Origin of the sequence: Arthrobacter sp. MW3 TE3886, assembly GCF_041262145.1 — a bacterium.
Taxonomy (GTDB): Bacteria; Actinomycetota; Actinomycetes; order Actinomycetales; family Micrococcaceae; genus Arthrobacter.
In genome coordinates this window covers 1717127-1743225 of the sequence record NZ_JBGCAN010000001.1, presented here as the reverse complement: position 1 = coordinate 1743225, position 26099 = coordinate 1717127, and the positions used below count along the sequence as shown (strand labels likewise).

At 67.3% G+C, this 26099-nt stretch carries 28 protein-coding genes and 1 pseudogene; 7 read left to right on the top strand and 22 right to left on the bottom strand.

The annotated features are described in order from the left end of the window. Nucleotides 1-26 precede the first annotated feature (26 nt). A complete protein-coding gene (locus ABH915_RS07905; protein WP_370119670.1) occupies nucleotides 27-1424 on the bottom strand; it encodes a sensor histidine kinase in 1398 nt (465 codons plus the stop codon). Further along, entirely contained in the window at nucleotides 1411-2154 is a 744-nt protein-coding gene (locus ABH915_RS07900) for a response regulator transcription factor (protein ID WP_370119667.1), read from the bottom strand. Before ABH915_RS07900 ends, ABH915_RS07905 begins: the two co-directional genes overlap by 14 nt. A gap of 132 nt (nucleotides 2155-2286) precedes the next feature. On the opposite strand from ABH915_RS07900, the gene moaA reads away from it, so the two are divergent. The 3 genes from moaA (at nucleotide 2287) to ABH915_RS07885 (ending at nucleotide 4112) form a co-directional block, all read left to right on the top strand. Beyond that, nucleotides 2287-3426 (top strand): GTP 3',8-cyclase MoaA, encoded by a 1140-nt coding sequence (gene moaA / locus ABH915_RS07895; RefSeq protein WP_370119664.1) that lies wholly within the window; start codon nucleotides 2287-2289, stop codon nucleotides 3424-3426. A gap of 7 nt (nucleotides 3427-3433) precedes the next feature. After that, entirely contained in the window at nucleotides 3434-3700 is a 267-nt protein-coding gene (locus tag ABH915_RS07890; RefSeq protein ID WP_370119661.1) for a MoaD/ThiS family protein, read from the top strand. Between the two features lie 130 nt (nucleotides 3701-3830). Beyond that, nucleotides 3831-4112, top strand: a complete 282-nt coding sequence (locus ABH915_RS07885; protein WP_370119658.1) for a hypothetical protein — start codon at nucleotides 3831-3833, stop codon at nucleotides 4110-4112. A 22-nt stretch (nucleotides 4113-4134) separates the two neighbouring features. Here the strand turns inward: ABH915_RS07885 and ABH915_RS07880 are convergent, their stop codons facing one another. The 8 genes and pseudogenes from ABH915_RS07880 to ABH915_RS07845 all read right to left on the bottom strand — a co-directional run bounded on the left by ABH915_RS07880 (nucleotide 4135) and on the right by ABH915_RS07845 (nucleotide 12896). Continuing rightward, nucleotides 4135-4632, bottom strand: coding sequence for a hypothetical protein (locus ABH915_RS07880; protein ID WP_043423003.1), 498 nt, complete (start codon nucleotides 4630-4632; stop codon nucleotides 4135-4137). A 57-nt stretch (nucleotides 4633-4689) separates the two neighbouring features. After that, a pseudogene (locus tag ABH915_RS07875) lies at nucleotides 4690-6040 on the bottom strand (M16 family metallopeptidase). 104 nt (nucleotides 6041-6144) lie between these two features. Then, nucleotides 6145-8403, bottom strand: a complete 2259-nt coding sequence (locus tag ABH915_RS07870) for a polyribonucleotide nucleotidyltransferase (RefSeq protein WP_026538296.1) — start codon at nucleotides 8401-8403, stop codon at nucleotides 6145-6147. 247 nt (nucleotides 8404-8650) lie between these two features. Further along, a complete protein-coding gene (gene rpsO / locus ABH915_RS07865) occupies nucleotides 8651-8920 on the bottom strand; it encodes a 30S ribosomal protein S15 (RefSeq protein ID WP_018774485.1) in 270 nt (89 codons plus the stop codon). 138 nt (nucleotides 8921-9058) lie between these two features. After that, nucleotides 9059-10387, bottom strand: coding sequence for a kynureninase (gene kynU / locus ABH915_RS07860; protein WP_370119653.1), 1329 nt, complete (start codon nucleotides 10385-10387; stop codon nucleotides 9059-9061). Then, nucleotides 10384-11238 carry a tryptophan 2,3-dioxygenase gene (kynA, locus tag ABH915_RS07855; protein WP_370119650.1) on the bottom strand — a complete coding sequence of 285 codons (855 nt, stop codon included), beginning with the start codon at nucleotides 11236-11238 and terminating at the stop codon, nucleotides 10384-10386. Before kynA ends, kynU begins: the two co-directional genes overlap by 4 nt. Before the next feature lie 99 nt (nucleotides 11239-11337). Then, nucleotides 11338-12321, bottom strand: coding sequence for a bifunctional riboflavin kinase/FAD synthetase (locus tag ABH915_RS07850; RefSeq protein WP_026538295.1), 984 nt, complete (start codon nucleotides 12319-12321; stop codon nucleotides 11338-11340). A 191-nt stretch (nucleotides 12322-12512) separates the two neighbouring features. After that, a complete protein-coding gene (locus tag ABH915_RS07845; RefSeq protein WP_370119647.1) occupies nucleotides 12513-12896 on the bottom strand; it encodes a hypothetical protein in 384 nt (127 codons plus the stop codon). A gap of 158 nt (nucleotides 12897-13054) precedes the next feature. Between ABH915_RS07845 and ABH915_RS07840 the strand changes: the two genes are divergently transcribed. Continuing rightward, nucleotides 13055-13492: a hypothetical protein gene (locus tag ABH915_RS07840; RefSeq protein ID WP_370119644.1), complete on the top strand. Its 438-nt coding sequence runs from the start codon at nucleotides 13055-13057 to the stop codon at nucleotides 13490-13492. 31 nt (nucleotides 13493-13523) lie between these two features. Here the strand turns inward: ABH915_RS07840 and ABH915_RS07835 are convergent, their stop codons facing one another. Continuing rightward, nucleotides 13524-14162: a DUF222 domain-containing protein gene (locus ABH915_RS07835; protein ID WP_370119641.1), complete on the bottom strand. Its 639-nt coding sequence runs from the start codon at nucleotides 14160-14162 to the stop codon at nucleotides 13524-13526. Between the two features lie 5 nt (nucleotides 14163-14167). After that, nucleotides 14168-14638: a hypothetical protein gene (locus tag ABH915_RS07830; RefSeq protein ID WP_370124964.1), complete on the bottom strand. Its 471-nt coding sequence runs from the start codon at nucleotides 14636-14638 to the stop codon at nucleotides 14168-14170. A 161-nt stretch (nucleotides 14639-14799) separates the two neighbouring features. On the opposite strand from ABH915_RS07830, the gene ABH915_RS07825 reads away from it, so the two are divergent. Then, on the top strand, nucleotides 14800-15354 hold the full coding sequence (locus ABH915_RS07825; protein ID WP_370119638.1) for an NUDIX domain-containing protein: 555 nt from the start codon (nucleotides 14800-14802) through the stop codon (nucleotides 15352-15354). 82 nt (nucleotides 15355-15436) lie between these two features. On the opposite strand, the gene ABH915_RS07820 is transcribed toward ABH915_RS07825, so the two are convergent. From ABH915_RS07820 to truB, 3 genes are read right to left on the bottom strand one after another with little or no spacing between them, the layout of a single operon-like run. Then, nucleotides 15437-15961, bottom strand: a complete 525-nt coding sequence (locus ABH915_RS07820) for a hypothetical protein (RefSeq protein WP_370119635.1) — start codon at nucleotides 15959-15961, stop codon at nucleotides 15437-15439. A 1-nt stretch (nucleotide 15962) separates the two neighbouring features. Beyond that, a complete protein-coding gene (locus ABH915_RS07815; protein WP_370119632.1) occupies nucleotides 15963-16316 on the bottom strand; it encodes a hypothetical protein in 354 nt (117 codons plus the stop codon). Then, entirely contained in the window at nucleotides 16316-17299 is a 984-nt protein-coding gene (gene truB / locus ABH915_RS07810; RefSeq protein ID WP_370119629.1) for a tRNA pseudouridine(55) synthase TruB, read from the bottom strand. Before truB ends, ABH915_RS07815 begins: the two co-directional genes overlap by 1 nt. 84 nt (nucleotides 17300-17383) lie before the next feature. Here truB and ABH915_RS07805 point away from each other — a divergent pair, with 84 nt between their 5' ends. Then, on the top strand, nucleotides 17384-18598 hold the full coding sequence (locus ABH915_RS07805; protein ID WP_370119626.1) for a pyridoxal phosphate-dependent aminotransferase: 1215 nt from the start codon (nucleotides 17384-17386) through the stop codon (nucleotides 18596-18598). A 92-nt stretch (nucleotides 18599-18690) separates the two neighbouring features. Beyond that, nucleotides 18691-18900: a hypothetical protein gene (locus ABH915_RS07800; protein ID WP_026266615.1), complete on the top strand. Its 210-nt coding sequence runs from the start codon at nucleotides 18691-18693 to the stop codon at nucleotides 18898-18900. Nucleotides 18901-18990: 90 nt separating this feature from the next. On the opposite strand, the gene ABH915_RS07795 is transcribed toward ABH915_RS07800, so the two are convergent. The 7 genes from ABH915_RS07795 to rimP form a co-directional block, all read right to left on the bottom strand. Then, nucleotides 18991-19338: a CU044_2847 family protein gene (locus ABH915_RS07795; RefSeq protein ID WP_018774497.1), complete on the bottom strand. Its 348-nt coding sequence runs from the start codon at nucleotides 19336-19338 to the stop codon at nucleotides 18991-18993. Nucleotides 19339-19404: 66 nt separating this feature from the next. Next, nucleotides 19405-19842, bottom strand: a complete 438-nt coding sequence (gene trxA, locus ABH915_RS07790; RefSeq protein WP_370119621.1) for a thioredoxin — start codon at nucleotides 19840-19842, stop codon at nucleotides 19405-19407. Between the two features lie 213 nt (nucleotides 19843-20055). Next, nucleotides 20056-20565, bottom strand: a complete 510-nt coding sequence (gene rbfA / locus ABH915_RS07785) for a 30S ribosome-binding factor RbfA (RefSeq protein ID WP_018774499.1) — start codon at nucleotides 20563-20565, stop codon at nucleotides 20056-20058. Nucleotides 20566-20802: 237 nt separating this feature from the next. After that, the gene (infB, locus tag ABH915_RS07780) at nucleotides 20803-23706 is read right to left on the bottom strand and encodes a translation initiation factor IF-2 (RefSeq protein ID WP_026266616.1); all 2904 of its coding nucleotides are present in this window, start codon (nucleotides 23704-23706) and stop codon (nucleotides 20803-20805) included. 152 nt (nucleotides 23707-23858) lie between these two features. Beyond that, complete coding sequence (locus ABH915_RS07775; protein ID WP_370119617.1) at nucleotides 23859-24314, bottom strand: YlxR family protein; 456 nt, start codon at nucleotides 24312-24314, stop codon at nucleotides 23859-23861. A gap of 161 nt (nucleotides 24315-24475) precedes the next feature. Further along, nucleotides 24476-25456, bottom strand: coding sequence for a transcription termination factor NusA (gene nusA, locus ABH915_RS07770; RefSeq protein ID WP_018774503.1), 981 nt, complete (start codon nucleotides 25454-25456; stop codon nucleotides 24476-24478). Further along, nucleotides 25456-26073: a ribosome maturation factor RimP gene (rimP, locus tag ABH915_RS07765; protein WP_018774504.1), complete on the bottom strand. Its 618-nt coding sequence runs from the start codon at nucleotides 26071-26073 to the stop codon at nucleotides 25456-25458. The genes nusA and rimP overlap by 1 nt, the downstream gene beginning before the upstream one ends. Nucleotides 26074-26099 lie beyond the last annotated feature (26 nt).

The following is a 26099-nucleotide window of genomic DNA, read 5'->3' as shown; positions in this document are numbered from 1 at the left end:
CTGCCCGTCAAAGCCGACGCCGCTGCTCACTGTGCCCGTCCCGTCCGGAGTCTTTCCTCTACCGCGTCGCGCGGAATCCTGTTGCGTGCCCCCTGGGCTGATGTTGTCTGGGCCGATGCTGCCGGGACTGCTGCTCCCCCGGCAGTTGGCTCCCCGGCAGAAGTGCCATGGCTGCCGGCTGGCTCCTGGCCGGCGGCTCCCTGGCCGGGGAGCCGCAGCGAGAACCGGCATCCGCCGTCGACGTTCTCCACGGTGACGGTGCCCTGATGGGCGCTGACGATTCCGGCGACGATGCTCAGGCCAAGCCCGGCGCCGCTGTAGCGCATGACGCCTGCCGGCTCATCCGGCCCGGGCACCCGGAAGCCGTCGCCCGGAGCTCCGCCATCGGGGGCACGATCGTCCGGGCCGTCGTCGGGGGCGGTCCAACGGCCGGGCTGCCGCCGGGCCGGGTCTCTCTGCCAGCCGGTCTCGAACACATGCGGGAGGTCCGCTTCGGGGATTCCGCCGCAGCCGTCGGTGACCGCGACGACGGCCCGGTCACCGTCCCGGCCGACTTCCACGGTGACCCGGGAGCCGGGAGCGCTGTGGACGATCGCGTTGAGCACCACATTCCGGATGGCGCGCCCCATCGAGGGGCCGTCGGCGAGGGCGAGACTTTCCCGCTGGCCGCCGCCGTCGAGCGTAATGCCGTGCTGCTCCGCCAGCGCGGCGAGGTCGGCAATGGCGTCGCTGGCGAGGTCGTACAGGTCCAACGGCTCGGCCTTGAGCCGCATCGTTCCGGCGTGGATCTTCGACAGCTCCAGGAGATCGTTGACCATGCCGGCCATGAGGTCGGTCTGCGCGATGATCTTGCGGTAATAGCCGGGGACATCCGCGGCCATGCCGTCTTCCAGGGCCTCGGTCATGGCACGCATGCTCGCCAGCGGTGTCCGGAGGTCGTGGGAGATCCAGCTGACCAGTTCGCGGCGGGCGTTCTCGACGGCGGCCTCACGCTGCCGGGAGGCCTCCAGCATCCGGCTGCTCGATTCGAGCTCGGCGGCGAGGGCGGCAAGTTCGTGGCTCATCACCGGGGACTGGATCCCGGGGCTCTCGCCGCGGCCGATGCTCCGCGCGGCCTCGACCAACGCCTTCGCGTTCCGCGAGACCCTCGATCCCAGCACGAGCGCGATCGAGACAGCCACGGCGGAGGCCACCGCCAGGACGTACCACATCACTTCGAGGTCCCGGGCCGAGATGAACATGGCGTTGAAGGCGCTGACCATTCCGGCTGTCAGGACCGCCACGGCGGCGAGCCCCACCACACAGATCTGGACCGCGAACGAGGCCCTGCGCAAGGATTTCAGGATGAGCAGCGACGCGGCCCCGATCACGGCCCCCCAGGCCACGGCCCAGCCGATAATGGTCAGGAGTTCAGATGTCTGCATCGGCGGACTCCTCCTCGTCGCTGGGATCCAGGCGGTAACCCACGCCCCAGACCGTTTTCAGGACGGAGGGGCGGGTGGGGTCGTCCTCGATCTTCTCCCGCAGCCTCCGCACGTGCACCGTCACGGTGGACAGGTCCCCGTAGTCCCAGCCCCAGACGGCCTTCATCAGTTCCTCGCGGCTGAAGACCTGCCGGGGACGGCGGAGCATGAAGGCCAGCAGGTCGAACTCCCGGGCCGTCAGCGCCAGGGGCCTGCCGTAGCGGGAGACGGTGCGCGCGGCCGGGTTGAGGTCGAAACCGCCCACTTCGACGGCGGGCTCCGGGCTGAATTCGGGCATGCTCCGGCGCAGGACCGAACGGACCCGCAGTACCAGCTCGCGGGGCGAGAACGGCTTGGTGACGTAGTCGTCCGCGCCGGCTTCCAGGCCCAGGATCCGGTCGTCTTCGGTTCCGAGGGCGGTGAGCATGATGACCGGGACATCGTGTGCGGCGCGTAGCCGGCGGCAGACTTCCACGCCGTCCAGGCCCGGCAGCATCCGGTCCAGCAGGACGAGGTCCGGGCGGCGCTCGGCCGCAAGGCGCAAGGCCGTGAACCCGTCGGCGGCGAGGACCACCTGGAATCCCGCCTGGACGAGGTAGTCCCGGACCACTCCGGCGATGGTCGGTTCGTCCTCGACGAGGAGGATGCGCCGGTGCTCCGTTGCGTCCGGGGCCGGCTGGGTCTTGTTCACGCTTCCAGCATAGGTTCGCCGCCATGCTCCGGGCAGGGCTCCGGATCCCTGCAGGACATCGTTCCCGAATCCGTAAGATCCGTGCCGTCATGCGGCTGTGACGTGGGCCGCGAGGTGGCGTAGCCTGACTCTATGACAGTTCAACTGGGTATGCCCCAGCCCCGCGTGGCAGGCAGTCCCGGATCGGGAATGCCTGCTGCAGCCGCGCTGTCCGGGCGTCCGGAGGGCTTGCCTGCCGGGCTCGTCGATCGCTACGGGCGCCGGGCCACGGACATGCGCCTCTCACTGACGGACAAGTGCAACCTGCGTTGCACCTATTGCATGCCGGCCGAGGGCCTGGAATGGCTGTCCAAGCAGGCGGTGATGTCCGCGGAGGAGATCGTCAGGATCGTGCGGATCGGCGTCGACATGCTCGGCGTGCGCGAACTCCGGCTGACCGGCGGCGAACCGCTGGTACGCGCGGACCTGCTCGATATCATCGCCGCGCTCCGCCAGGCCCACCCCGAGCTGCCGATCTCAATGACCACCAACGCCGTCGGCCTGGACAAGAAAGCCGCCGGGCTCAAGGCCGCGGGACTGTCCAGGATCAACGTCTCGCTGGACTCCCTGCACGAGGAAACCTTTGCCAAGCTGACCCGCCGGCCCTTCCTGGACAGGGTCCTCGCCGGTGTCGACGCCGCCTGGGCCGCAGGCCTGGGCCCGGTCAAGCTCAACGCCGTGCTCATGCGCGGGATCAACGACGCCGAGTCCCCGGCCCTGCTGGCCTGGGCACTGGACCGCGGCTATGAACTGCGCTTCATCGAGCAGATGCCGCTCGACGCCGACCACGGCTGGACCCGGCGGAACATGATCACCGCCGCGGAGATCCGCGAACTGCTTTCCGCCGACTATGTGCTCAGTTCCGACCCGCGGGACCGCGACGGCGCCCCGGCGGAACGGTTCGAAGTCCGGGCCCGCGTTCCCGGCACCGACCAGGCCACCGGCCCCGTGCTCGGCACCGTGGGCATCATCGCCTCCGTCACGGAGCCGTTCTGCTCAGACTGCCGCCGGACGCGCATCACCGCCGAGGGAAAGATCATGAGCTGCCTGTTCTCGCGCGAGGAAGTGGATCTGCTGGGGCTGCTGCGCGAGGGCGCCAGCGACGAACAGCTCGCCGAGCGCTGGCAGGATGCCATGTGGATCAAGCCCAAAGCCCACGGCATGGACCATGTGGGCCTCGACGCGCCCGACTTCGTCCAGCCGGACCGCAGCATGAGCGCCATCGGAGGCTGATTTTTTCGTGAATGTACGCTACTTCGCTGCCGCGCGCGCTGCTGCCGGCGTGGATGAGGAACGCTACGAGCTCGCCGACGGCGACACCCTCGCCTCGCTGCTGGAGGCGATTCTCGCCGTCGAGCGCCCCGACCCGCCGGCCGGTACGCCGCCGCTGGCCCGCCTCCTGTCCCGCTCCAGTTTCCTGCTCAACGAAGTTGCCGTCCGGGACCACGCCGCGGTGCTCAAGGCGGCCGACGTCGTCGACGTACTGCCGCCGTTCGCCGGCGGGTAGGACGGGCACGCCCGCGCCATGAAGCCGGTATGCCGGGTGCAGAAATTCCGGGGTATCGCGTTTAGCTGGCCGGTTCTAGAGTGTGGAATATCCGCCGCGGCGGGCAACACACACCAACGAGGAGGGCAGCATGTTCACCTTGCAGATCGAGCATAAGATCAAGGATTTCGCCATGTGGAAAGCGGCGTTCGACCGTGATCCGGTGAACCGCGCGGCGTCGGGCGTCACCGCGTACCGCATCAACCAACCCGTGGACGACCCGCACTCTGTAGTCGTTGAGCTGGACTTCGAGCAGCGCGAGCAGGCGGAGGCCTTGTTGGCCAATCTTCAGGCGAAGGTGTGGAACTCCGCCGGGGCGGCGCCCGCCCTTGAGGGAACTCCAAAGACCCGGATCCTGCAGGCAGCCTCCTGAGGCCTTATGCGGGGACGAGGGCTCATGCCGGGACGGCGTCGCCCTCAGCGACGCGGCGGCACACAGTGGTCATGAAGGGGGTGAAGTCGCTCGCCTTGCCCAGGCGGAGACCGGCGGCGTGCGTCAGTTCGCCGTCGTCCACCCGGAAGGTGTGCCGTGCGGTGCCGCGGTCGCTGCGCCGTTCCACGGTCAATGTGCCACCCTCCATGCTGGCGCGCGCGGGCGCCTCGGGCGGCAGTCCGAGGCTGTTGACGTGGTACCAGAAGGTGTCGGGGTGGTCCGGGTCCGTCGTAAAGACACCATGGCCTTCGGAGCGGTTCCCGTCCGCGTCCGTGTGCCGGTAGCTCTGGGTGACGGCGAGCCCGGCGGCCGCCCGCGAAAAGATGATCTCGGTGTCCGCGCTGCGCGCCGGACCCCACGCCGTTGCCTCCCAGTGCGTCATCCCGGTCCAATGGCCCAGGAACCCCTCAAGCGCCTCGCATGCACTGCCTGGCAGTGGCCGGTCCACAGTTTCTCCCATATGGAGTTCCTCCCGAGTGACCCCGCCACCATCATGACGCCGCGCCAGCTGGGATGTCTAGGCCAGGAGCCCGAACGTCTCGGTTTCCTCGAACGGGCCGACCACCGTGACGGTCCGCGGGGCTGCCGCGAGCTCACGGGCGAGCTCCTGGACCTCGGCGGCTGTGACGGCCTTGATCTGGCGGAGGGTCTCATCGATGTCCTGGTATTCGCCGGAGACCAGTTCCGCGCGGCCCAGCCGGGACATCCGGGAACCGGTGTCCTCCAGCGCCAGCACGATTCCGCCGCACAACTGCCCCTCCGCCTTGCGGAGCTCCTCGTCGGAGATGCCGCCGGCAGCCAGCTTGTCCAGTTCGGCGCCCAGCAGATCAATGACCTGCCGGACCTTCGACGGCGTGCATCCGGCGTACATGCCGAAATAGCCGGCGTCGGCGTAGGAGGAGGCGAACGAGTAGGTCGAGTAGACGAGGCCGCGCTTTTCCCGGACCTCCTGGAAAAGCCGGGAGGACATGCCCCCGCCGAGGACGGCGTTGAGAACGCTCATGACGAACCGCCGGTCGTCCGTGGGCGACCAGCGAGGGGCAACCCATAATGATGTTGGCCTGTTCTACCTGCCTCTTGACCACATGCAGGCCGGCCGTGCCGGTGATGGATGCACGCTCGGTGGAGCGGCGCTGCACGGGGGCGGCCGCGGCCTCAAGGTTCCAGCCGGCGGAGTGCAGGGCCTCCACCACGAGCCCGCAGACGACGTCGTGGTCCAGCCCGCCGGCAGCGGTGACCACGAGCTCGTCGGGACGGTAGTAGCGGCGGTAGTGGTCCCACACCGAGTCGCGCGCCACGGCCCGGATGGCTGCCGGGGTGCCGCCGATGGGGCGGCCCAGCGGGTGCGTTCCCAGCACGGCGGCGACGAAGTTCTCATGCGCGACGTCGGTGGGGTCGTCGCTGTCCATGGCGATTTCCTCGAGGATGACGTCCCGTTCCTGCTCCATCTCCTGCGGGTCCAGGACCGCGCCGGTGATCATGTCCGCGATGACGTCGATCGCCATGGGAAGGTCGGTGTCCAGCACGCGGGCGAAGTAGCAGGTGCTTTCCTTCGCGGTGGCGGCGTTCGATTCCCCGCCGACCTCGTCGAAGGCCGACGCGATTTCCAGCGCGGTGCGGCGCTTGGTGCCCTTGAAGAGCAGGTGCTCCAGGAAGTGCGTGGAGCCGTGCTGGCCGGGGGCCTCGTCGCGGGAGCCGACGCCGACCCAGAAACCGATCGTGGCAGAGCGCTGGCCGGGCATCGCTTCGGTGAGGACGCGGACGCCGCCGGGCAGGACCGAGCGTCGCACCTCGGAGCCGCCGTCGGCGCCGTGGATCAGGGTGTCAGCGTGCTGGTTCTGCTCTAGCGGCAGGGGGACGACAGTCATCAAGGCCTTTCATTGAACACATGCCAAATCTGCCTGCCATCCTACCTTTAACAGCAGCGGGGCCGGTGGTTGATCCACCGGCCCCGCTGCTGTGATGCTCGAGACTACTGTGCGGACTCCTCCGAGACCTCAGCGTTGTCTGCGTTTTCTGCGTTGTCTGCGCCTGCCTCGTCAGCCACTACGGGCGACAGGGACAGCTTTCCGCGATCGTCGATCTTGGTGATTTCCACCTGGATCTTCTGGCCCACGGAGACGACGTCGTCGACGTTGTCCACGCGCTTGCCGCCGGCGATCTTGCGCAGCTCGGAGATGTGCAGCAGGCCGTCCTTGCCCGGGGTCAGGGAAACGAAGGCGCCGAAGGTGGTGGTCTTGACGACCGTGCCCAGGTAGCGCTCACCGATTTCCGGGATCTGCGGGTTGGCGATGGCGTTGATCGCGGACCGTGCTGCGTCGGCAGACGGGCCGTTGGTGGCGCCGATGTAGACAGTTCCGTCGTCCTCGATCGAGATGTCGGCTCCGGTGTCTTCCTGGATCTGGTTGATCATCTTGCCCTTCGGGCCGATGACCTCGCCGATCTTGTCAACCGGGATCTTGACCGCGATGACGCGCGGCGCGAACTCGGAGAGCTCATCCGGGGTGTCGATCGCGGAGTTCAGGACGTCCAGGATGTGCAGGCGGGCTTCGCGGGCCTGCTTCAGGGCGGCGGCCAGGACCGAGGCGGGGATGCCGTCGAGCTTCGTGTCCAGCTGGATGGCCGTGACGAACTCGGAGGTACCGGCAACCTTGAAGTCCATGTCGCCGAAGGCATCTTCGGCGCCGAGGATATCGGTCAGGGCGGCGTAGCGGGTCTGGCCGTCAACCTGGTCGGAAACCAGGCCCATGGCGATACCGGCAACGGCAGCCTTCAGCGGCACGCCTGCGTTGAGCAGGGACAGCGTGGAGGCGCAGACGGAACCCATCGACGTCGAACCGTTGGAGCTGAGAGCCTCAGACACCTGGCGGATGGCGTAGGGGAATTCCTCGCGGGACGGCAGCACCGGCATGATGGCGCGCTCGGCGAGGGCACCGTGGCCGATTTCGCGGCGCTTCGGGGACCCGACGCGGCCGGTCTCGCCGGTGGAGTACGGCGGGAAGTTGTAGTTGTGCATGTAGCGCTTGCGCGTCACGGGAGACAGCGAGTCGATCTGCTGTTCCATCTTGAGCATGTTCAGCGTGGTGACACCCATGATCTGGGTCTCGCCGCGTTCGAAGATGGCCGAGCCGTGGACGCGGGGCAGAACCTCAACCTCGGCGGTGAGCTGGCGGATGTCCGTCAGGCCGCGGCCGTCGATGCGGATCTGGTCCTTGAGGATGCGCTGGCGCACAACCTGCTTGGTGACGGAGCGGAAGGCTGCGGACAGCTCCTTCTCGCGGCCTTCGAACTGGCCGGCCAGGGAAGAGGTGACCTCGTCCTTGAGCTCGTCGGACGCGGTGTCGCGTTCCTGCTTGTCGGCGATCTGGAAGACAGCGGCCAGCTTCTCGGCGGCAGCGGACTCCACAGCGGCGTAGACGTCGTCCTGGTAGTCCAGGAAGACCGGGAACTCGACGGTCGGCTTGGCGGCGCGGGCTGCCAGGTCGGACTGTGCTTCGCAGAGGGCCTTGATGAACGGCTTGGCAGCCTCGAGGCCCTCGGAGACAACCTCTTCGGTCGGGGCGGTGGCGCCCTGTTCCTTGATGAGGTTCCAGGAGTTGTCGGTCGCTTCGGCTTCAACCATCATGATGGCGACGTCGTCACCGGCGATGCGGCCGGCGACGACCATGTTGAAGACGGCGTTCTCGAGCTGGGAGTGCTTCGGGAACGCAACCCACTGCGAGCCGTTCTCGTCGGCGACGAGGGCAACGCGGACGCCGCCGATCGGGCCGGAGAAGGGCAGGCCGGAAAGCTGGGTGGACATCGACGACGCGTTGATCGCGACGACGTCGTAGAGCTCGTCCGGGTTGATGGACAGCACGGTGACGACGATCTGGACCTCGTTGCGCAGGCCCTTGACGAACGCGGGGCGCAGCGGGCGGTCCATGAGGCGGCAGGCCAGGATGGCTTCCGTCGAAGGACGGCCTTCGCGGCGGAAGAACGAGCCCGGGATGCGGCCGGCGGCGTACATACGCTCTTCGACGTCGACGGTCAGCGGGAAGAAGTCGAAACCTTCACGCGGGTGCTTGCCGGCGGTGGTTGCGGACAGCAGCGCGGTCTCTTCGTCGATGTAGACCATCGCTGCGCCGGCTGCCTGCTTGGCAAGGCGGCCGGTTTCAAAGCGGATTACACGCTTGCCGAAGCGGCCATTGTCAATGACTGCTTCTGAGAACTGGATTTCGGGACCCTCCATAGAGAGTCACCTCCGTTTCTTGGTTCACGGAGCCCAGCCGCATCAACCCAGTCCAGCATCTGTCTACTGGCCTGCACTGCACCCGGTCATCGATCGAGACCCACGGGCCGGGCCTCATTCCTTGAGGCCGTTCCCGGGGATCACTACCGAGGACCGCGAATGCGTGATGCGGTTGATCCTCCTGTTTAGTTTTTTCCTGAAGAAGGCGGCCCTTTCCGGTCCGGAAGGGGCCGCCCCTTAAAGCTGACTAGCGACGCAGGCCGAGGCGCTCGATGAGCTTACGGTAGCGGGTGATGTCAGTGTTCTTGAGGTAGGTGAGCATGCGCTTGCGACGACCAACCATGGCCAGCAGACCGCGCTGGGTGTGGTAATCGTGCTTGTGCTCCTTCATGTGCTCAGTGAGATCCTTGATCCGCTGAGTCAGGACTGCAACCTGGACCTCCGGCGAACCGGTGTCGCCCTCGGACGTTGCGAAATCCTTGATGATGGACTGCTTTACAGCGGCTTCAAGTGCCACAATAACTCCTAGAGATGTGCCGTGAGGCCCGAATCAGTAATGCACTGCCGGGGGTGCCGTCCCGGAATCCCCCGCCGAAGCCGGGCATTCCGTACACAACAGGAGCCAGCCGCCACGGACTGCAGCCGGATCCAACGTTCAGTTTAGTGGCACGTCCGTGGTCTTGTCGAAACCGCCGGGCGCGCCCGCCGGCCCGGCCGGCGATGCGGATCCGCTTTCCTGGCCTGCGAGCAGCGCACGAATTGCCTCGATGCCCCGGTACAGCTCCGCGAAGGACGTGCTCAGCGGCGACAGCCCGATCCTGATGCCCTGCGGGGCGCGGAAATCGGGAATCACATCCTGGTCCCACAGCGTGGCCGTCATTTCACGGAAGGCCGGGTGGTCGATTGTCACATGGCTGCCGCGCAGTTCCGCGTCCCGCGGGGTGGACAGCTGCACGCCGGCCGGCGCCAGCCAGGCATCGTAGAGTTCGAGGGCATACGCCGTCAGCAACCGTGACTTCCCACGCAGTGACGCCATCCCTGCTTCCTCGATCAGGTCCAGGGTGCCGCGCATGGCGAGCATCCCGAAGATCGCCGGAGTGCCGCTGAGGAAGCCGCGGATGCCGGGAGCGGCCTCGTAGCCGGGACCCATTTCGAACGCGTCCTTGCGTCCCATCCAGCCCCAGATGGGCTGCTGCAGTCCGGACAGGTGCCGGGCGTTGACGTAGGCGAACGCGGGCGAACCCGGTCCCCCGTTCAGGTACTTGTAGGTGCAGCCTGCCGCGAAGTCGACGTCGGCGTCGTCCAAAGCGATCTCCACAGACCCGGCGGAGTGGCAAAGGTCCCACACCACCAGGGCGCCGGCGTCGTGGACTGCGGCGGTGATGGCCGGCAGGTCCGCGAGGAAGCCGGAGCGGTAGGCGATCTGGCTCAGGACCACGACGGCGGTGGCCGGGCCGGTGGCGTCCCGCACCTGCTCGACGGTGACACCGGAGGCGGGATCGGCGTCGATCCAGCGCAGGGTCAGGCCTTCTTCGCGGGCGATTCCCTCCACCAGGTAGCGGTCGGTGGGGAAATTGTCCGTGTCCAGGACGATCTCGGTCCGGGCCGGATCAGTGACGGCTGCCAGCGCGGCGCGGATGAGCTTGTACAGCACCACGGTGGTGGAATCGGCAATGATGGTCTGCCCCGGCGCCGCGCCGAGCACGGCGCGGCCGAGCTGGTCGCCGATCTTCTGGGGCAGCTCGAGCCATTCCTCGTCCCAGCCCCGGATCAGGCGGCCGCCCCAGCTGTCCTGGATGAAGCTGCCGATGTCGGTGACGGTCCGCTTGAGCGGACGGCCCAGGGAGTTGCCGTCAAGGTAGGACAGGTCCGTGTCCGTGCCGACGAAGTGGTCGCGGTAGCCTGCCAGCGGATCCGCGGAGTCGAGGTCGAGGGCGCGCTGCCACAGGATGTCCGTCGCTTCGGTGTTGGCGGAGACGCTCACTGGCCGATCTCCGTCCGCACGGCGAAGAGCTCGGGGAAGAAGGTCAGTTCGAGGGCCTTCTGCAGGAACGCGGCGCCGCTGGATCCGCCGGTGCCGGCCTTCATGCCGATGGTCCGCTGGACAGTGCGCAGGTGGCGGAAACGCCACAGCTGGAAGTTGTCCTCAAGGTCCACCAGTTCCTCGCAGGCCTCGTACGCGCCCCAGTTGTCGGCGGCGTTCTCGTAGATGTACTTGAACACCGGGACCAGTTCGGGGCAGAACTCGTGGGCCTTGGTGACGTCGCGCTCCAGCACGGAGGCCGGGACGTCAAAGCCCTGGCGCTTGAGGTAGGCGAGGAAATCGTCATAGATGCTGGGGGCTTCGAGCAGTTCGCGCAGCATCTCGTGGGCATCGGGGTCCGATTCGAACACCGGAAGCATCTTGGCGTTCTTGTTGCCGAGGAGGAACTCGACCGCACGGTACTGGCTGGACTGGAATCCGGACGAGTTGCCGAGGAAGCCGCGGAACTGGGAGTACTCGGTGGGCGTCAGGGTGGCCAGCACGGACCATTGCTCGGTGAGCGTCTTCTGAATGTGCTTGACGCGGGCGATCGCCTTCAGGGCGGACCCGAGGTCGTCCGACCGCAGCCACGCGGCGGCGCTGCGAAGCTCGTGCAGTACCAGTTTCAGCCACAGCTCCGTGGTCTGGTGCTGGATGATGAACAGCATCTCGTCGTGGTGTTCCGGGGTGCTGACCGGCTGCTGGGCGCTGAGCAGGGTGGGCAACTGCAGGTAGGACGAGTAGCTCATCCGCGCGCTGAAGTCCCGGACAATGTCCTGGTCCAGTTCCCTCGTGTTTTTCTCGATGGTCATGCGTCTTGCCTTCCTTGCCACATGGCTGCCAATCAGCGCGCGGCTCCAGTGAATCAGAACATTGTCAGCGCGGGGGCCGACGCCGATCCGGCCCGGTTTTCAGCGGGCGAACAGGAGGTCGTGGGCCTGGACGACGTCCAGGCGCATCTGCTCCACCAAAGCTTCAGCCCCACGGTACGCCACCATGCCGCGGAGCCTGGCGACAAATTCCACCACAACTGTCTGGTCGTACAGATCGAAGTCGTCGGGAGACTCTTCCGGGCGGTCGATCACGTGGGCCTCGACCTGGCGGCTCACGCCGTCGAACGTCGGGTTCGAGCCCACGGAGATGGCGGCGGGCCAGCGCGTGCCGGCCTGGTCCACGAGCCAGCCGGCGTAGATGCCGTCCGCGGGGATGTACCCGGTGGCCGTCGAGGCGAGGTTCGCGGTGGGGAAGCCGAGGTCGCGGCCGCGTGCGGCGCCGTGCACCACCTCGCCGCGCATCCTGTGCGGCCTGCCGAGGACGGCAGCGGCGGTGGCAACGTCGCCCGCGCGCAGGGCCTCGCGCACCCAGGTGGACGAACAGCGGCGGTCCGTGCCGTCGTCGTCGTGGATGGGAAAGCCCTCTGAACCGAACTCGCTGATGACCAGCACCTCGAACCCGAGCTTCTTGCCCAGCTGCTGCATGGTGGAGAGGTCGCCGGAATTGCCGCGGCCAAACCGGGCGTCGTGGCCGACCACCACATGGCTGGCCTTGAGGCTGTCGACCAGCACTGTCGCGACGAATTCCTCGGGAGTGAGGCTGGCGAGCTCCAGCGAGTACTTCATGACCAGCACGGCGTCGAGGCCGAGCTCTCCGAGGGCCACGAGCTTGTCCTCCAGCCCCATGATCAGTTCGGGAGCCGATTCGGGGCGGTGTACCTGCGCGGGGTGCGGGTCGAAGGTGATGGCGACGGCGCGTGCGTGGTTCAACCGGGCGGTACGGATGAGCTGCGACAGCACCTGCTGGTGGCCGCGGTGCACGCCGTCGAAATTGCCGAACGTGACCACCGACGGACCAAAGTCCGCCGGGACCTCGGACAGATCGTTCCAGATGTGGACCATCAACCTCGCCTTTTGCTGCCTGCCATGAACTCCTCCGGAGCGACCGTGCCGGCTCCGGAACTCTCTAAGATTACCCGCAATCCGGGCAACTCCCGGACGGTCCGCCGGGCACCCGGGGCAGCCCCGCAAAGGCCCCGCCGGCGGGACCAGGGTTAGGCGGCGGCAGGTCGAAGGTGTGAGGCGGGCGCGCACTATCGCCCGAGCAGAAGCCGCCGCTCGCTATCGCGCACCGCATGTTTCCGCCAATTTCGCCAATGCAGCAGCACGGCGACGAGGATGAGGGGGACGTGGAGCCCGGGCAGGATATTCGCCAACCACCGCGGCAGGTAGATGTCCGTGACGGAGCCCGAGCCGTCACCAAGTGTTTGCGCGACGACGGTCAACGGGCATTGGAAGCCGGTGCCTGCGAAGATCAGCGATTCGCCGGCGACCACGACGGCGGCAGCCCTCGTCTTCCGGTCATTGCGGCCCGTGATGCCGGCGTACAGGACGTAGGCCATGCAGGCCTCGATCACGAGCCAGGCAAGGGTGTGGATCGTCTTCACTGCCCGCAGCATCAGACTGCGCTGGTCCATGCCTCCACCCTAGGCCCGCCCGGGCGCGCATGCTTGGGACTTTCGGCCCGGTGCAGGGATGGGCGCCGCCCCTACTCTGGACCGTTCCCGCTTCGAGCCGCTAGGTTCTGAAGATGCGGAGGCCGGTGCAGCTCGGGTTGGTGGGATGGATCCTTTGCATGCTGATGGCAGGATGCGGTCTGCTGCCGGGCTCGACGACCGAAACCTGCGTCGACTGGATCCGTTTCGAGACCGCCCAGGAACAGTTCCGGCAGGCGACCCTGGTAGTCATCGGGACACCGCAGGGCACCGAGTCGGAAACCAGAATTTACGGCTACACGGCCCATATCCATGTCGTGGAGGTCGAGGACGTCCTGAAGGGCGATCCGGGGCCAGGGCCGCTCCGTATCGCTTCGATGCCGGTGACATGCACCGGAGGGGTGTCCTATCCGGAAGGCGATCCACTCGACGGGCGCCGGCGGATGCTGATCTATGCCACCGAGCAGGACGGCTACTGGTTTACCGTGACGCCGGCGCAGGGTGCCGTTCCGTTCGACGTCGGCACGCCCCTCCCGTTCGAAACGTCCCCGACCGAAACCTCCCCCGCGCAGAAGTAGCCGTGCCGGAAGGTTTGGCGCAATGCGCGGTTCATTCCAGGCGGAAGTATGTGTTCCGGCGGGGTGTCTGGGCGGGGTCGAGGTGGGGTGGCGGGATGAACCACGGGATGCCGGTCCGCATCTGGATGTTCCAGTGTTCCTTGTGGATCACGTGGTGGTGATGGGAGCAGAGCAGGGTTCCGTTCCCGGTTCCGGTGGTTCCGCCGCGGGACCAGTAGGTGATGTGGTGGGCCTCGCACCAGGGTGCGGGAATGGTGCAGCCGGGGAAGGCGCAGCCGCGGTCCCGGGCGGTGATGGCCTTGCGGATCTGCGGCGGGAAGACCCGGGAGGCGCGGCCGATGTCCAGGACCCGGCCCTTCCCGCCGAGGACGACGGGGATGATGTCGGCGTCGCAGGCGAGCTTGCGCACCGTGGACGCCGCAATTGGGCCGGTGAACAGCAGCGATCCCGTGCCGCCCTCGTTGTCGCTGCCGGCACTGCCGAGCCGCTGGACGAGGTCCCGATAGTCGATGGTGGCCATGACCTGCGGCCGGAGCCCGCCTGCGGCGGGAAGACCTCCCGTGGCCAGGGCAACCTTGCAGGCACCGACGAGGCCGTCCAGCAGCCGTTGCGGCCGGGAACGGAGGTCCAGCGGTGGTGCTTCGCCATCCTCGGCGGACAGTGAGGCCACCGCACTTACTGGATGCCCCGCCGGTCCGCCCCGGCACGGTCGCCACCATCTATGCGGGGGTTGGTGGCGGTGTTCATGACGGTCACGAGGTGTTCGAACTGGTCGGCGGTGGCGAAGATTTCGAGGTGCTGCAGGCCGTGCCGGGGTTTGCGGATAAAGGCGCCCTGGACCCGGCGGAGCAGTTCCTCGGAGGGTTCCGCGCCGTCCTGGTCCAAGGCCTCCGTCCACCGGCGCGCGATCCGGGCCAGGAAGTCGGCGTCGTTGTCGATGGCCGTCACGGTCAAGGCATGTTCCATGGTGGCGGCGGCCTCGGGGAGGCAGCTGTGCCGCACCCGGTCCAGGGCGAGTGTGATGAGCGTTGCGGCGCGTGAGGCGACGTCTCCGGACGCGACGGCGGCCGCGAGCTCCTCCCACACCGGTGGCCCGGTATGGCTGCCGCTGCCGGCGCGGGGCAGCAGCTCGGCGGCGAGCGTCAGCCGGCGCCGGGCCTCGGCGGCGCTGATAGCGGAAGCGATTCTGGTCTCGCGCGCAACTCATAGTGGAGGGACCACCTCAGTGCACCTCGGTGCACGTCGTGCACGTAACACTGCGTACGCTGCCCGCCCTCCCAAGGACCGGTGCGTGGCAAGCTGTAGGGATGGACAGCACAGCCGCGCCCCAGGCCGGGGAATCACCGTTCGCACCACCGCTGCCGGGCGATCCGCGCCGCCCGTTGGGCCCACGCGATCCGGGCGATGCCTGGGTTGAGGGCGACCGGGGGCGGTTCTGGGGTCGGTTCGGATCCGCCGGGCTCCTGGTCCACGACCCCGCCAAGGGGGTCTTGCTCCAGCACCGCGCGCTATGGAGCGATCAAGGCGGCACGTGGGGGCTCCCCGGCGGCGCCTTGCACCAAGGGGAAGAGGCCATCCACGGCGCGCTGCGGGAAGCACAGGAGGAAGCGGCCGTGCCGCCGGAGAACGTCCGCGTCCTGTTTACGTCAGTGTTCGACGTCGGCTACTGGACGTACACGACCGTCGTCGCCGAGGCCCTGCAGCCCTTCGATGCCGCAATCAGTGATCCGGAAAGCCTCGAACTGCAGTGGGTGGGGATTGACGCCGTCGCCTGCATGCAACTGCACCCGGGCTTCGGCGCGGCTTGGCCCGGGTTGCGAAGCAGGCTCACCGAGGCCTTGCGCCTGACCAGTCAGGAGTAAGGGGCAACCCCCGCTGATCGTTAGGTGAAGTCCCGGCGCAAGCGGAACGAACCGCCTTCGTCCCGCCGCGGACCACCCGGCCCTAGGCCTTGCGGGGCGCGGGCCGGCGGCGGTACAGCCAGATGAGTCCCAGGATCGGCAGCAGGAGCGGGATGAATCCGTAGCCGCGGCCAAACAGGGACCACACCGTCTCGTGCGGGAAGTTCACCGAGTCGAACACGCTGAGTGCTCCCACGACCAGGACGCCCACAAGCTCCACCAGGACTGCCGCCACGGAGACCTTGAACGCGGTGCGCCCCGGCTTCGCCAGGGACACGGTGGCCACAACGTAGACGGCGGCGGCGAACGCGGACAGCAGGTACGCCAGCGGTGCCTCGGAAAACTTCGTGAGAATCTGGTAGCCGGCCCGGGCCGTCGCCGAAATCGCGAAGATGGCATAGACAGCAATCAGCAGCCGTCCCGGCCCGGTGTTGCGGGTATCGGTCACCGCCGGCGCAGTTTCGGCGGATCCAGCGTCCGCCGGCCCGGTGGTCCGGGAATCCGGCCCCGCCGGGTTCCGGATGCCGTCGTGCGGGGAGTTTGCGCTCACGTTTTCTGCCTCTTCCATCTCAATACCAGATCTGGTTCATGCGGGCCGCCATCACCAGGGCGGTGACGCCGACGGCGGCCAGGACAAAGTTGCTCCAGCGGGTCCGCTCCAGGATGGACCAGTACACGGCCCCGATCGGGAGGATCATCGCCGTCGCCAGATAGCCCCAGAACTCCCAAGACTCCCCCGCGATCTGCTCGCCGCTGGCCACCCGGACAATCGAACCCACCAGATAGACCAGGAGGGCAAGTTCGACGGCGGCCACCGACAGTATCGTCGTGTCGTTGGGCGCCTTCTTCAGGATGCCTGCGACGACGCAGATGACGCTGGAGAGCAGGCCAACCACCAGAATGATGTAGAAATACGCGTCCACTACTGGCCGGCCAGCTTTTCTGTGGGCTGCTTTTCTGTGGGCTGCTTTTCTATGACTGGCTTGTCGTTGCCGTGCTTTTCATTGTCCGGTGCGAAGACCAGCACAGGTTTGGCGTAGCTTCCCGCATCGGCCAGGAGGGCCACGAGCGAACCGTCCGGTGCGAACGCCGCTGCCGGTTTGTCCGCCGTCGCCGCCTCCGGCGTGCCGGCCGAGGCTCCAGCGGCGATCCTGCGGCCGAAGGAAATCTCGGTGGTCTCCGCCTCGCTCAGTTCACGGTTCGGCATCAGTGCCCGGGCCGCGTCCGAGATTTCCAGGACGTCCAGCTTCTCGGCCAATTGTTCGAGGGTGTGCGCCTGGTCAAGGGTGTACGGTCCCACTTGGGTCCTGCGCAGTGCCGTCAGGTGGCCGCCGACGCCGAGGGCTTCACCGAGGTCGCGGGCCAGGGCACGGATGTAGGTTCCGGAGGAGCACTCCACGGTGACGTCCACGTCGAGGGCCTCCCCGTCGTGGACGGGACGGGTCTCGTGGATCTCAAAGCGGTGGATCGTCACGGGCCGGGCTGCGAGCTTGACCTCTTCACCGGACCGGACCCGGGCGTAGGCGCGTTCCCCGTTGACCTTGATGGCGCTGACGCTGCTGGGAACCTGGTCGATTTCCCCGGTCAGTGCCGCGACGCCGGCGCGGACGGAGTCCTCGGTGACCCCGGCGGCGCTGCGGGTGGCCGTGACCTCACCTTCGGCGTCGTCCGTCACGGTGGATTCACCGAGCCTGATGGTGGCCGTGTAGGTCTTGGACGTGCCCACGATGTAGGTCAGCAGACGGGTGGCCTTGTTGATCCCCACCACCAGAACGCCGGTGGCCATCGGATCCAGTGTCCCGGCGTGGCCGACCTTTCGGGTGCCGGCGATCCGCCGCATCCGTCCAACCACATCGTGGCTGGTCCAACCTTGCGGCTTGTCTACTATCACCAGTCCAGAAAGCACGCCTCCCAGTATATGCGGGCCAGCCCTGCCCCGACGCCCACCGTCCCGCCGGCACTGCGGACGCCGGGCGTTAGGATGGCACACATGCCCGAGCTTGCCGCACATGTCCGCGACGTCCCGATCAACCAGATCCGTGAGATCACCGAAGCCGCCTGGGGAACGCCCGGTGCGATCGTGCTGAGTATCGGGGAGCCGGGCTTCGCAGTCCCCCGCCACGTCCTCGAGGCCGGCATGGCGTGCCTCGACCGGGACGAGACCAACTACACACCTAACGCCGGGATCCCCGCCCTGCGGGAGGCCTTCGCCGCCCGCTTCCGTGAACACAATGCGACGCCGGTCGGCGCGGAGCGCGTCTACGTGGTCGACGGCGCCCAGCAGGGCCTGCACTTCGCCATGAGCCTGCTGCTCTCCCCCGGGGACGAGATCCTCATCCCCAATCCCGGCTACCCCACCTTCGCGATGACGTCCAGCCTGCTGCACGCCGTCCCGGTCCGCTACCCGCTGTACCCGGAGCACGATTTCCAGCCGCGGATCGAGGACATCGAGGCGCTCATCACGCCCCGGACCAAGGTGCTGATCCTGAATTCTCCGTCCAATCCGCTCGGCGCTGTCCTGGGCGAGGAGCTGACGCGCCGCCTCGTCGAGCTGGCAAAACGGCACGATCTGTGGGTCATCTCCGACGAATGCTACGAGGCGTTCACCTACGATGTCCCGCACGTCAGCCCGGCCCGCTTCGACAGCGACGTCCCGGGCGAAGCACGCGTTTTCACCTCGCTCACGCTCTCCAAAACCTACGGGCTCACGGGACTGCGGATCGGCGCCCTGATCTGCCCGCCGGGGCTGGAACAGAAGATGAACAACGTCATGGAGTCGATCGTGTCCTGCGTGGCCTCGCCGTCGCAGTACGCCGCGCTGGCAGCGCTGACCGGCCCGCAGGATTACGTCAGCCACGCCCATGACCATTACCGGGCCAACCGCGACGCGGCCTCGGCGGTGCTGCGCGCCCACGGCATCCCCTACCTCGCGGCCCAAGGCGCGTTCTATTTGTGGGCGGACGTCTCGCATGCCAGCGGCGGGGATGTCCGGTCATGGACGCGCCGCTTCCTCGCGGACTCCGGCGTGGCCTTCGCCCCCGGCACGGCGTTCGGCTCCATCGGCGAGGGCTGGATCCGGATAGCGCTCTGCGGCAGCCAGGCCGATCTGGTGGAAGGCCTCGGGCGCATCCCTGCACGTAAGCCGGCAGCGGGCAGCGACAGGTCCACCGGCCCTATCGCCGGACCCGCCGGCGCCCTAGCCTAAGCTCACGGCGCTTCCGGGCTGGCCCGCCAACCTGGCGTCGGGCCGCCCTGGCCCATCAGGGCGCCGTGGATTTCCAGCCGAGGGAGTACATCGTGTGGTGGCAAGACCTGCTGTGGGGTTTCTGGAATGGGCTGACGGCATGGATCGTCCTGATCGCCCATGTATTCGGGTTCTGGAGTGAATTCCCGTTCTATAACTCCGCCCGTGCGGGGAACTGGTACGACTTCGGCTACCTGCTGGGCATGGGATCCCCCGTGCTGGGCGGCGGCCTGGGAGCCCGAGGGCGCTCAAAACGCCGCTAGGCCGGCTGACGTGCAGCGCCCCCAATCGCCGCGTGATAGACCGTTCGAGACGGCATCTAGCGGCGGGGACGGACACAGGCCCAGACGAATTCAGAGCATGATTTCTTCCTCTGGCGCCTCGGCCGGCATGGAAGCCTTGGTGAAGGACATCCGGATGATGAAGTGGCCTTCGGCGGAGTTCCTGGCGATGATGGCCCCGGCCTCTCCCGCCAGCTTCACGCCGAACTGAAGCTCCAGGTGCTCTGGACCTAGTTCCTTCATCACCTCCGCGGCGGCGTTGGCCGCCGGCCGGACCGCCGAGAGCGCGTCTTCGAGGCGGCGCCCGGCGTCGAGGATTCCCTGCTCGTTGCGGGATGGCCGCTCCACCCCGAAGCTGTTGTCCTCGACCTCCACCAGCACCGTCCCCGACCCGACTTCATAGCGCAGGATCTCGGTCATTGCGTCCTCCATTTCAGCGTACTGTTCAGGCGGGATGATGCCGCCGGGATGACCGGCACCGGGTGCTCACCTCGGGCTTGCGGACAGCGCGGCATCCAGCCAGCTGCGAAGGGCCGCGGCCGGCGGCGCCCCGGCCTGACGCGCCACCACCGCGCCGTTCTTGATGAGCAGCAACGTCGGAATGGCTTGAATATCGAACCGTCGGGACAGCCCCGGGGACGTGTCGACGTCGACCTTCACGAGCTTGAACGTCCCCGCCCTTTCGTGCGCCAGCTTGTCCAGCACCGGGCTGACCATGCGGCACGGGCCGCACCACGCCGCCCAAAAGTCGACGAGCACCGGAACGGACGACTGCTCCGCAACCGCCGGGAAGTCGGCATCTCCCGCCGCCACGATCCACGGCAGGTCCCGGCGGCAGCTGCCGCAGCGCGGATGCCCGGCCGCGGCCGCAGGAATCCGGTTGGTCTTCCCGCAGTGCGGGCACTTGATCAGGCTGGAATCCACGGCGCTCCGGCGCCTCCCCGCATACCTGCAGTCATGGTTCCATGGGACTCCCCGCCCTCGAAAGGGCATAGGGTCGAAGGTCCCCCGGCCCGCCGCCGCCCCTGGTCACGGCAGCCACCGCGTCCTCCGCCGGAACAGGCACCCCGGAACACCAACGAAAACAGCAGGGGCCGGATCCGTTACCGGTTCCGGCCCCTGCTGTAGAAAGAATTCTTACTTGTTGCGGTCCTCATCGATGGCGTCGTTGTCGATGAGGTCCAGGTCCTCTTCGTCAAAGTCGTCCTCGTCGAGTTCCACGTCCTGCGGCGTGTCGCTCTTGTAAGGATCGGCGTCGCCGGCGTGCTTTGCACTTTCGGCAAGCGCGGCCACCTCGGCGTCGCGCTTCTTCGCGGCCCGGAGCAGTTCCTCAAGGTTCGAGGCGTTGACGGGGATCTGGTCGGCCACGAACTCGAGCGTCGGAGTCAGCCGAACAGTGATGTTCCGGCCGACTTCCTGCCGCAGCACGCCCTTGGCCTTCTCCAGCCCCTTGGCGGCATCGGCCTGGGCCACTTCGTCACCGAACACTGTGTAGTAGACAGTCGCGTGCTGCAGGTCGTTGGTCACCCGCGAGTCGGTCACGGTGACACCTTCTAGACGGGGATCCTTCACCCTCCGGCCCAGCGCCTCAGCAACGACAACCTTAATCCGCTGCGCCAACTTGGCAGCCCGTGCGGGATCAGCCATGACATCCTCCTGAATTCTAGAAACTTTGGGGAGCGCCGGGTGACATTATCACCTTAGCGCGTAGCGGTTGAGGGGGCCCGGGAGTGGCATCGGGCCTGCCGGAGACGGGCGGCCACGATCGAAGATCGCTGGCCGTCCGTCGAAGGGGCGGGGCCCCCTCAATCGCGAAGCGCGGGGCCGCCGGATAAATCCAACGGCCCCGCACCTTTACTACTTATTCACCCGAGGGTGGACCGGCTAGACGCGCGGCTTCTCGCGCATCTCGAAGGTCTCGATGATGTCGCCTTCGGTGATGTCGTTGAACGAGCCAAGACCGATACCACACTCGAAGTCCGTGCGGACCTCGGTGGCGTCGTCCTTGAAGCGCTTGAGCGTCTCAACGGTGAGGTTGTCACCGATGATCTTGCCGTCGCGGCTGATGCGGGCCTTGGCGTTGCGCCGGATGACACCGGAGCGGACGATCGAGCCTGCAATGTTGCCGAACTTAGAGGAACGGAACACTTCGCGGACCTCGGCGGTGCCAAGCTGGACCTCTTCGTACTCCGGCTTGAGCATGCCCTTGAGGGCCGCCTCAATGTCATCGATTGCTGCGTAGATGACGGAGTAGAAGCGCATGTCCACGCCCTCGCGGTCTGCCAGTTCGGCAACACGCTCGGCGGGCTTGACGTTGAAGCCGATGATGACGGCGCTGTCGACCGTTGCCAGGTTGACGTCGTTCTGCGTGATCGCACCGACACCTCGGTGGATGACGCGGAGCTGGACACCCTCGCCGACGTCGATCTTGAGCAGCGCGTCTTCGAGGGCTTCCACGGCACCGGACACGTCACCCTTGAGGATGAGGTTGAGGGTGTCGATCTTGCCATCGGCGACGGCCTGGTCGAAGTCTTCCAGGCTGATGCGCTTTCGGCGCTTGGCCAGGGCGGCGTTGCGGTCGGCGGCTTCACGCTTCTCGGCGATCTGGCGGGCGGTGCGCTCGTCAGCGGTCACGAAGAAGGTGTCACCGGCGCGCGGGACGTTGGACAGACCCAGGACCTGCACGGGGCGGGACGGGCCGGCCTCGGTCAGGGCGCTGCCGTCGTCGTCGAACATCGCACGGACGCGGCCGTGGGCCGTGCCTGCCACGATGGTGTCGCCGACGTGCAGGGTACCGGACTGAACCAGGACGGTGGCCACGGAACCGCGGCCCTTATCCAGGTTGGCTTCAATCGCGATGCCGCGGGCGTCCTTGTTCGGGTTGGCGCGCATGTCCAGGGCAGCGTCTGCGGTGAGCAGAACGGCGCCGAGGAGCTCGTCGATATTCAGGTTCTGGCGGGCAGAGACCTCCACGAACATGGTGTCGCCACCGTATTCTTCCGGAACCAGGCCGTACTCGGTCAGCTGGCCGCGGACCTTGTCCGGGTTGGCGCCTTCCTTGTCGATCTTGTTCACGGCCACGACGATCGGCACGTTGGCCGCCTGGGCGTGGTTGAGGGCTTCAACGGTCTGCGGCATGACGCCGTCGTCCGCTGCGACCACCAGGATGGCGATATCGGTGACCTTCGCACCACGGGCACGCATGGCGGTGAACGCCTCGTGGCCCGGAGTATCGATGAAGGTGATCTTCCGATCGATGCCTTCATGGGCGTGGGTGACCTGGTAGGCACCGATGTGCTGCGTGATGCCGCCGTGCTCGCCCGCCATAACGTCGGACTTGCGGATGGCATCGAGCAGTCGGGTCTTACCGTGGTCAACGTGACCCATGACGGTGACAACCGGAGGACGTGCCTCGAGGTCTTCATCGCCTTCGGCTTCCAGTTCGGCGTCGAAGTCGATGTCGAAGGTGGAGAGCAGCTCGCGCTCCTCGTCCTCCGGGGACACAACCTGAAGCTTGTAGCCAAGCTCCTCGCCGAGCAGGGCGAAGGTCTCTTCATCCAGCGACTGCGTGGCCGTGGCCATTTCGCCGAGGTGGAAGAGGACCGTCACCAGTGCTGCCGGGTTTGCCTCGATCTTGTCGGCGAAGTCCGTGATGGACGAGCCACGGCGAAGCCGGACTACGGTGTTGCCGTCGCCGCGGGGTACGCTCACGCCACCCAGCGACGGAGCACTCATCTGCTCCAGTTCCTGACGCTTGGCACGCTTCGACTTGCGCTGCTTGCCACGGCCTGCGCCGCCCTTACCGAAGGCGCCCTGGGTGCCGCCGCGACCGCGACCGCCCTTACCAAAGCCACCACCGGCCGGAGCGCCGCCACCGGCACCGGGAGCACCGGTACCCGGAGCGCCACCCGGACGGCCCGGACCACGGCCGCCGCCGCCGGGACGGCCGGCACCAGCGGGCGCGGGACGTTCGGTGCGGTTAGGCATCATGCCCGGAGTCGGGCGGTTGCCGCCGGCTCCTGCCGGACGGCCAGCGCCGGGAGCGCCGGCCGGACGCGGGGCGCCGGGGCGGGGGCCGCCTGCGCCTGCTGCCGGACGGGGACCACCCGGACGGGGGCCGCCTGCGCCTGCTGCGGGGCGCGGGCCACCGGGGCGTTCACCCTCGGTGCGGCTTCCGCCCGGACGGGGCATGCCCTGGGAAGGAGCGAACGGGTTGTTGCCCGGACGCGAGGGACGTTCGTTGTCGCCGCCGCGGCCGCGGGGCATGCCCTGGGACGTGGCGAACGGGTTGTTGCCGGGACGGGGACCGCCCGGACGCGGTGCAGAGCCGCCCTGGCGTGCCGGAGCAGCCGGGGTTTCAGCCTTGGGAGCCGGACGCGCGCCGGGCTTGACGCCCGTCGAGGGTGCGGCCGGGGCCTGGGCAGCGGGGGCTGCCGGAGCCTGGGCGGCGGGGGCTGCCGGTGCGGCGGGCGCGGCGGCAGGTGCCGCAGCGGCCGGAGCCGGAGCTTCAGCCTTGGGTTCTGCAGCCTTGGGCGCAGCGGGGCCAGGCGCAGGCGCCGGACGGGTCGCTGCCGGGCTGGCAGATGCCTGGGGGGCGGACGCCGGAGCTTCGGACTTCGAAGCTGCGGGGGCGTCGGGGAAAGCGTTGCGCAGTTTCCGCACAACGGGAGCCTCGATTGTTGACGAGGCGGAGCGAACGAATTCGCCCAGTTCCTGCAGTTTGGTTACTGCATCTTTGGAAGTAATACCGAGCTCTTTAGCAAGCTCATGTACGCGGACCTTGGCCACATTTCTCCTGTCTCGGTCCGCACCGAGCCAGGCACGAACCGTCTACTTCTTACTGCGGGCCTCCGCCGCGAATGCAGCTGAAAGGCCCATTGCAGAGCGCAACAAAGTTGTCATCGTTGCGCACTCATCGCTGGGAACTCATCGGGTTTCCATCAGTTTTCTGACCCGCTTTCAGGTTGGACGGTTGTTGCTGTGGCCACCGGGGTGCCCACGGCTTCCGTGCCGGCAGTGATCCGGCGTTCAACGTCGGCTGTACCGGCTGCGCCGTTGAGGGCGCGGCCGAACGCTCGGCGCTTGACCGCCAGTGCCAGGCACTTTTCGCTGGGGTGCAGCCATGCTCCCCGGCCAGCCATCCGGCGTCGTTCATCGACCACGACGGCGGACGAACCACCGGCGCCGGCGACGAGCCGGAGTAACTCCGACCGCGACCCTTTTTGTCGGCATCCGATGCAGGTGCGCTGCGGCTGATTCCCGAGGTGTTGCACATGTGCCACGTTCGAGTATCTTCCTGCCAGTTCAACTGCTTGGTGAATCACCGCGTCCCGGGAATCCGGGAAAAACCCAGACGCGCCAAAGACACACGGATACCGGCCGTTAGGCGCGGTCATGTCTATTCTAGCCCCTCCGGAGCCCGGGTCCTGAACCCAGGCGTGCCGGTCAGCTTGGAAATCACGGCTAATTGAAAATCACGGCTAACCCGTGAGAGCGCATACAAGCTGCGGGCCGCGACGGCGGCCCGCAGCTTGTCAGTGCGCGGGGGCGCTCCGAGCTATTTGCCGGTGTTGACGGCGGCGTCGGAGACGATGTCGATTCGCCACCCCGTGAGTTTGGCGGCGAGACGGGCGTTCTGGCCCTCTTTGCCGATGGCGAGGGAGAGCTGGTAGTCGGGAACGACCACCCGTGCCGAACGCGTCGCCTCGTCGGTGATCGTGACCGAATTCACGCGCGACGGCGAGAGGGCGCTGGCGATGAAGGTTGCCGGATCGTCGTTGTAGTCAACGATGTCGATCTTTTCGTCGTTCAGTTCGGTCATGACCGCCCGGACGCGCGAACCCATTTCACCGATGCAGGCACCCTTGGCGTTCACGCCGGGGGTGTTTGCCTTCACGGCGATCTTGGTGCGGTGGCCGGCTTCGCGGGCAAGCGCCACGATTTCGACCGAACGGTCCGCAATCTCGGGAACTTCGAGTTCGAAGAGCTTCCGGACGAGCCCGGGGTGGGAGCGGGACAGCGTGATGGACGGGCCCTTGGTGCCGCGGTGGACGTCGATCACGAAGGCGCGCAGCCGGTTGCCGTGGATGTACTTCTCGCCGGGAACCTGCTCGGGCGGCGGCAGCAGTGCCTCCACCGTGCCCAGGTTCACCTGGATCATATGCGGGTTGTTGCCCTGCTGGATGGTGCCGGCGACGAGCTCGCCTTCACGGCCCTTGAACTGGCCCAGGACGTTGTCGTCCTCAGCGTCCCGGAGGCGCTGCAGGATGATCTGCCGTGCGGTGCTCGCCGCAATGCGTCCGAAGCCTGCGGGGGTGTCCTCGAACTCGCCGATCGGGGCGCCGTCGTCGTCGATCTCGGTGGCCCAGATGGTCACGTGGCCGCTCTTGCGGTCGAGCTCGGCCCGGGCCTTTTCGAAGGCGCCGGGGGTCTTGTGGTAGGCCACCAGCAGTGCCTGCTCGATTGTTGGAATCAGGAGATCCAGCGGGATTTCACGCTCACGCTCCAGGAGTCTCAGTGCGCTCATGTCAATATCCATCAGGCCTCCTCAGAAGGTCCATTGTTTGCTTTTTCCAGGCCGGCCTCTTCGAGGTGGCTGAACTCTATCTCGACTTTTCCGCTGCGGATCCTGTCGAAAGGAAGCTTGACGGGCTCACCCTGTTTGGGCTTCATGCCCTTCTTGACGGCAATTTCCGGGACGATGGTGACTCCCCCGTCGTCCACGGACTGGACCCTTCCGGTGACGTTGTCGCCCTGGATCACGTTCACGTTGACCATCCGCCCGCGGGCGCGGTGCCAGTGCCGCTCCTCTGTCAGTGGACGGCCGACGCCGGGTGATGAGACTTCGAGCTCATAAGGGCGCGCGTCCATGCTGGGATCGTTGTCCAGGGTGTCCGAGAGGGTCTTGGAGATCTCGGCGATGACGTCGAGCCCGACGCCCCCGGTCTCCTCCTGCGGCAGGTCCACCACTACGTGGACCACCCGGTTGGCGCCGGCGACATGGATGGATACGTCCTCCAGGTACAGCCGGTTCGCCAGCACTGCGGGTTCCAGGAGTGCGTGAAGGCGCTCGGCCTCGACATTTTGAACGGTTGCGGCTTCAGCCTTACCCGTCCCGGTCCGGTCTGTTGAAGTCGTGGCTTCTGCGTTGGTCATGATGCCGGCCGCCTCCCGCTAGATGA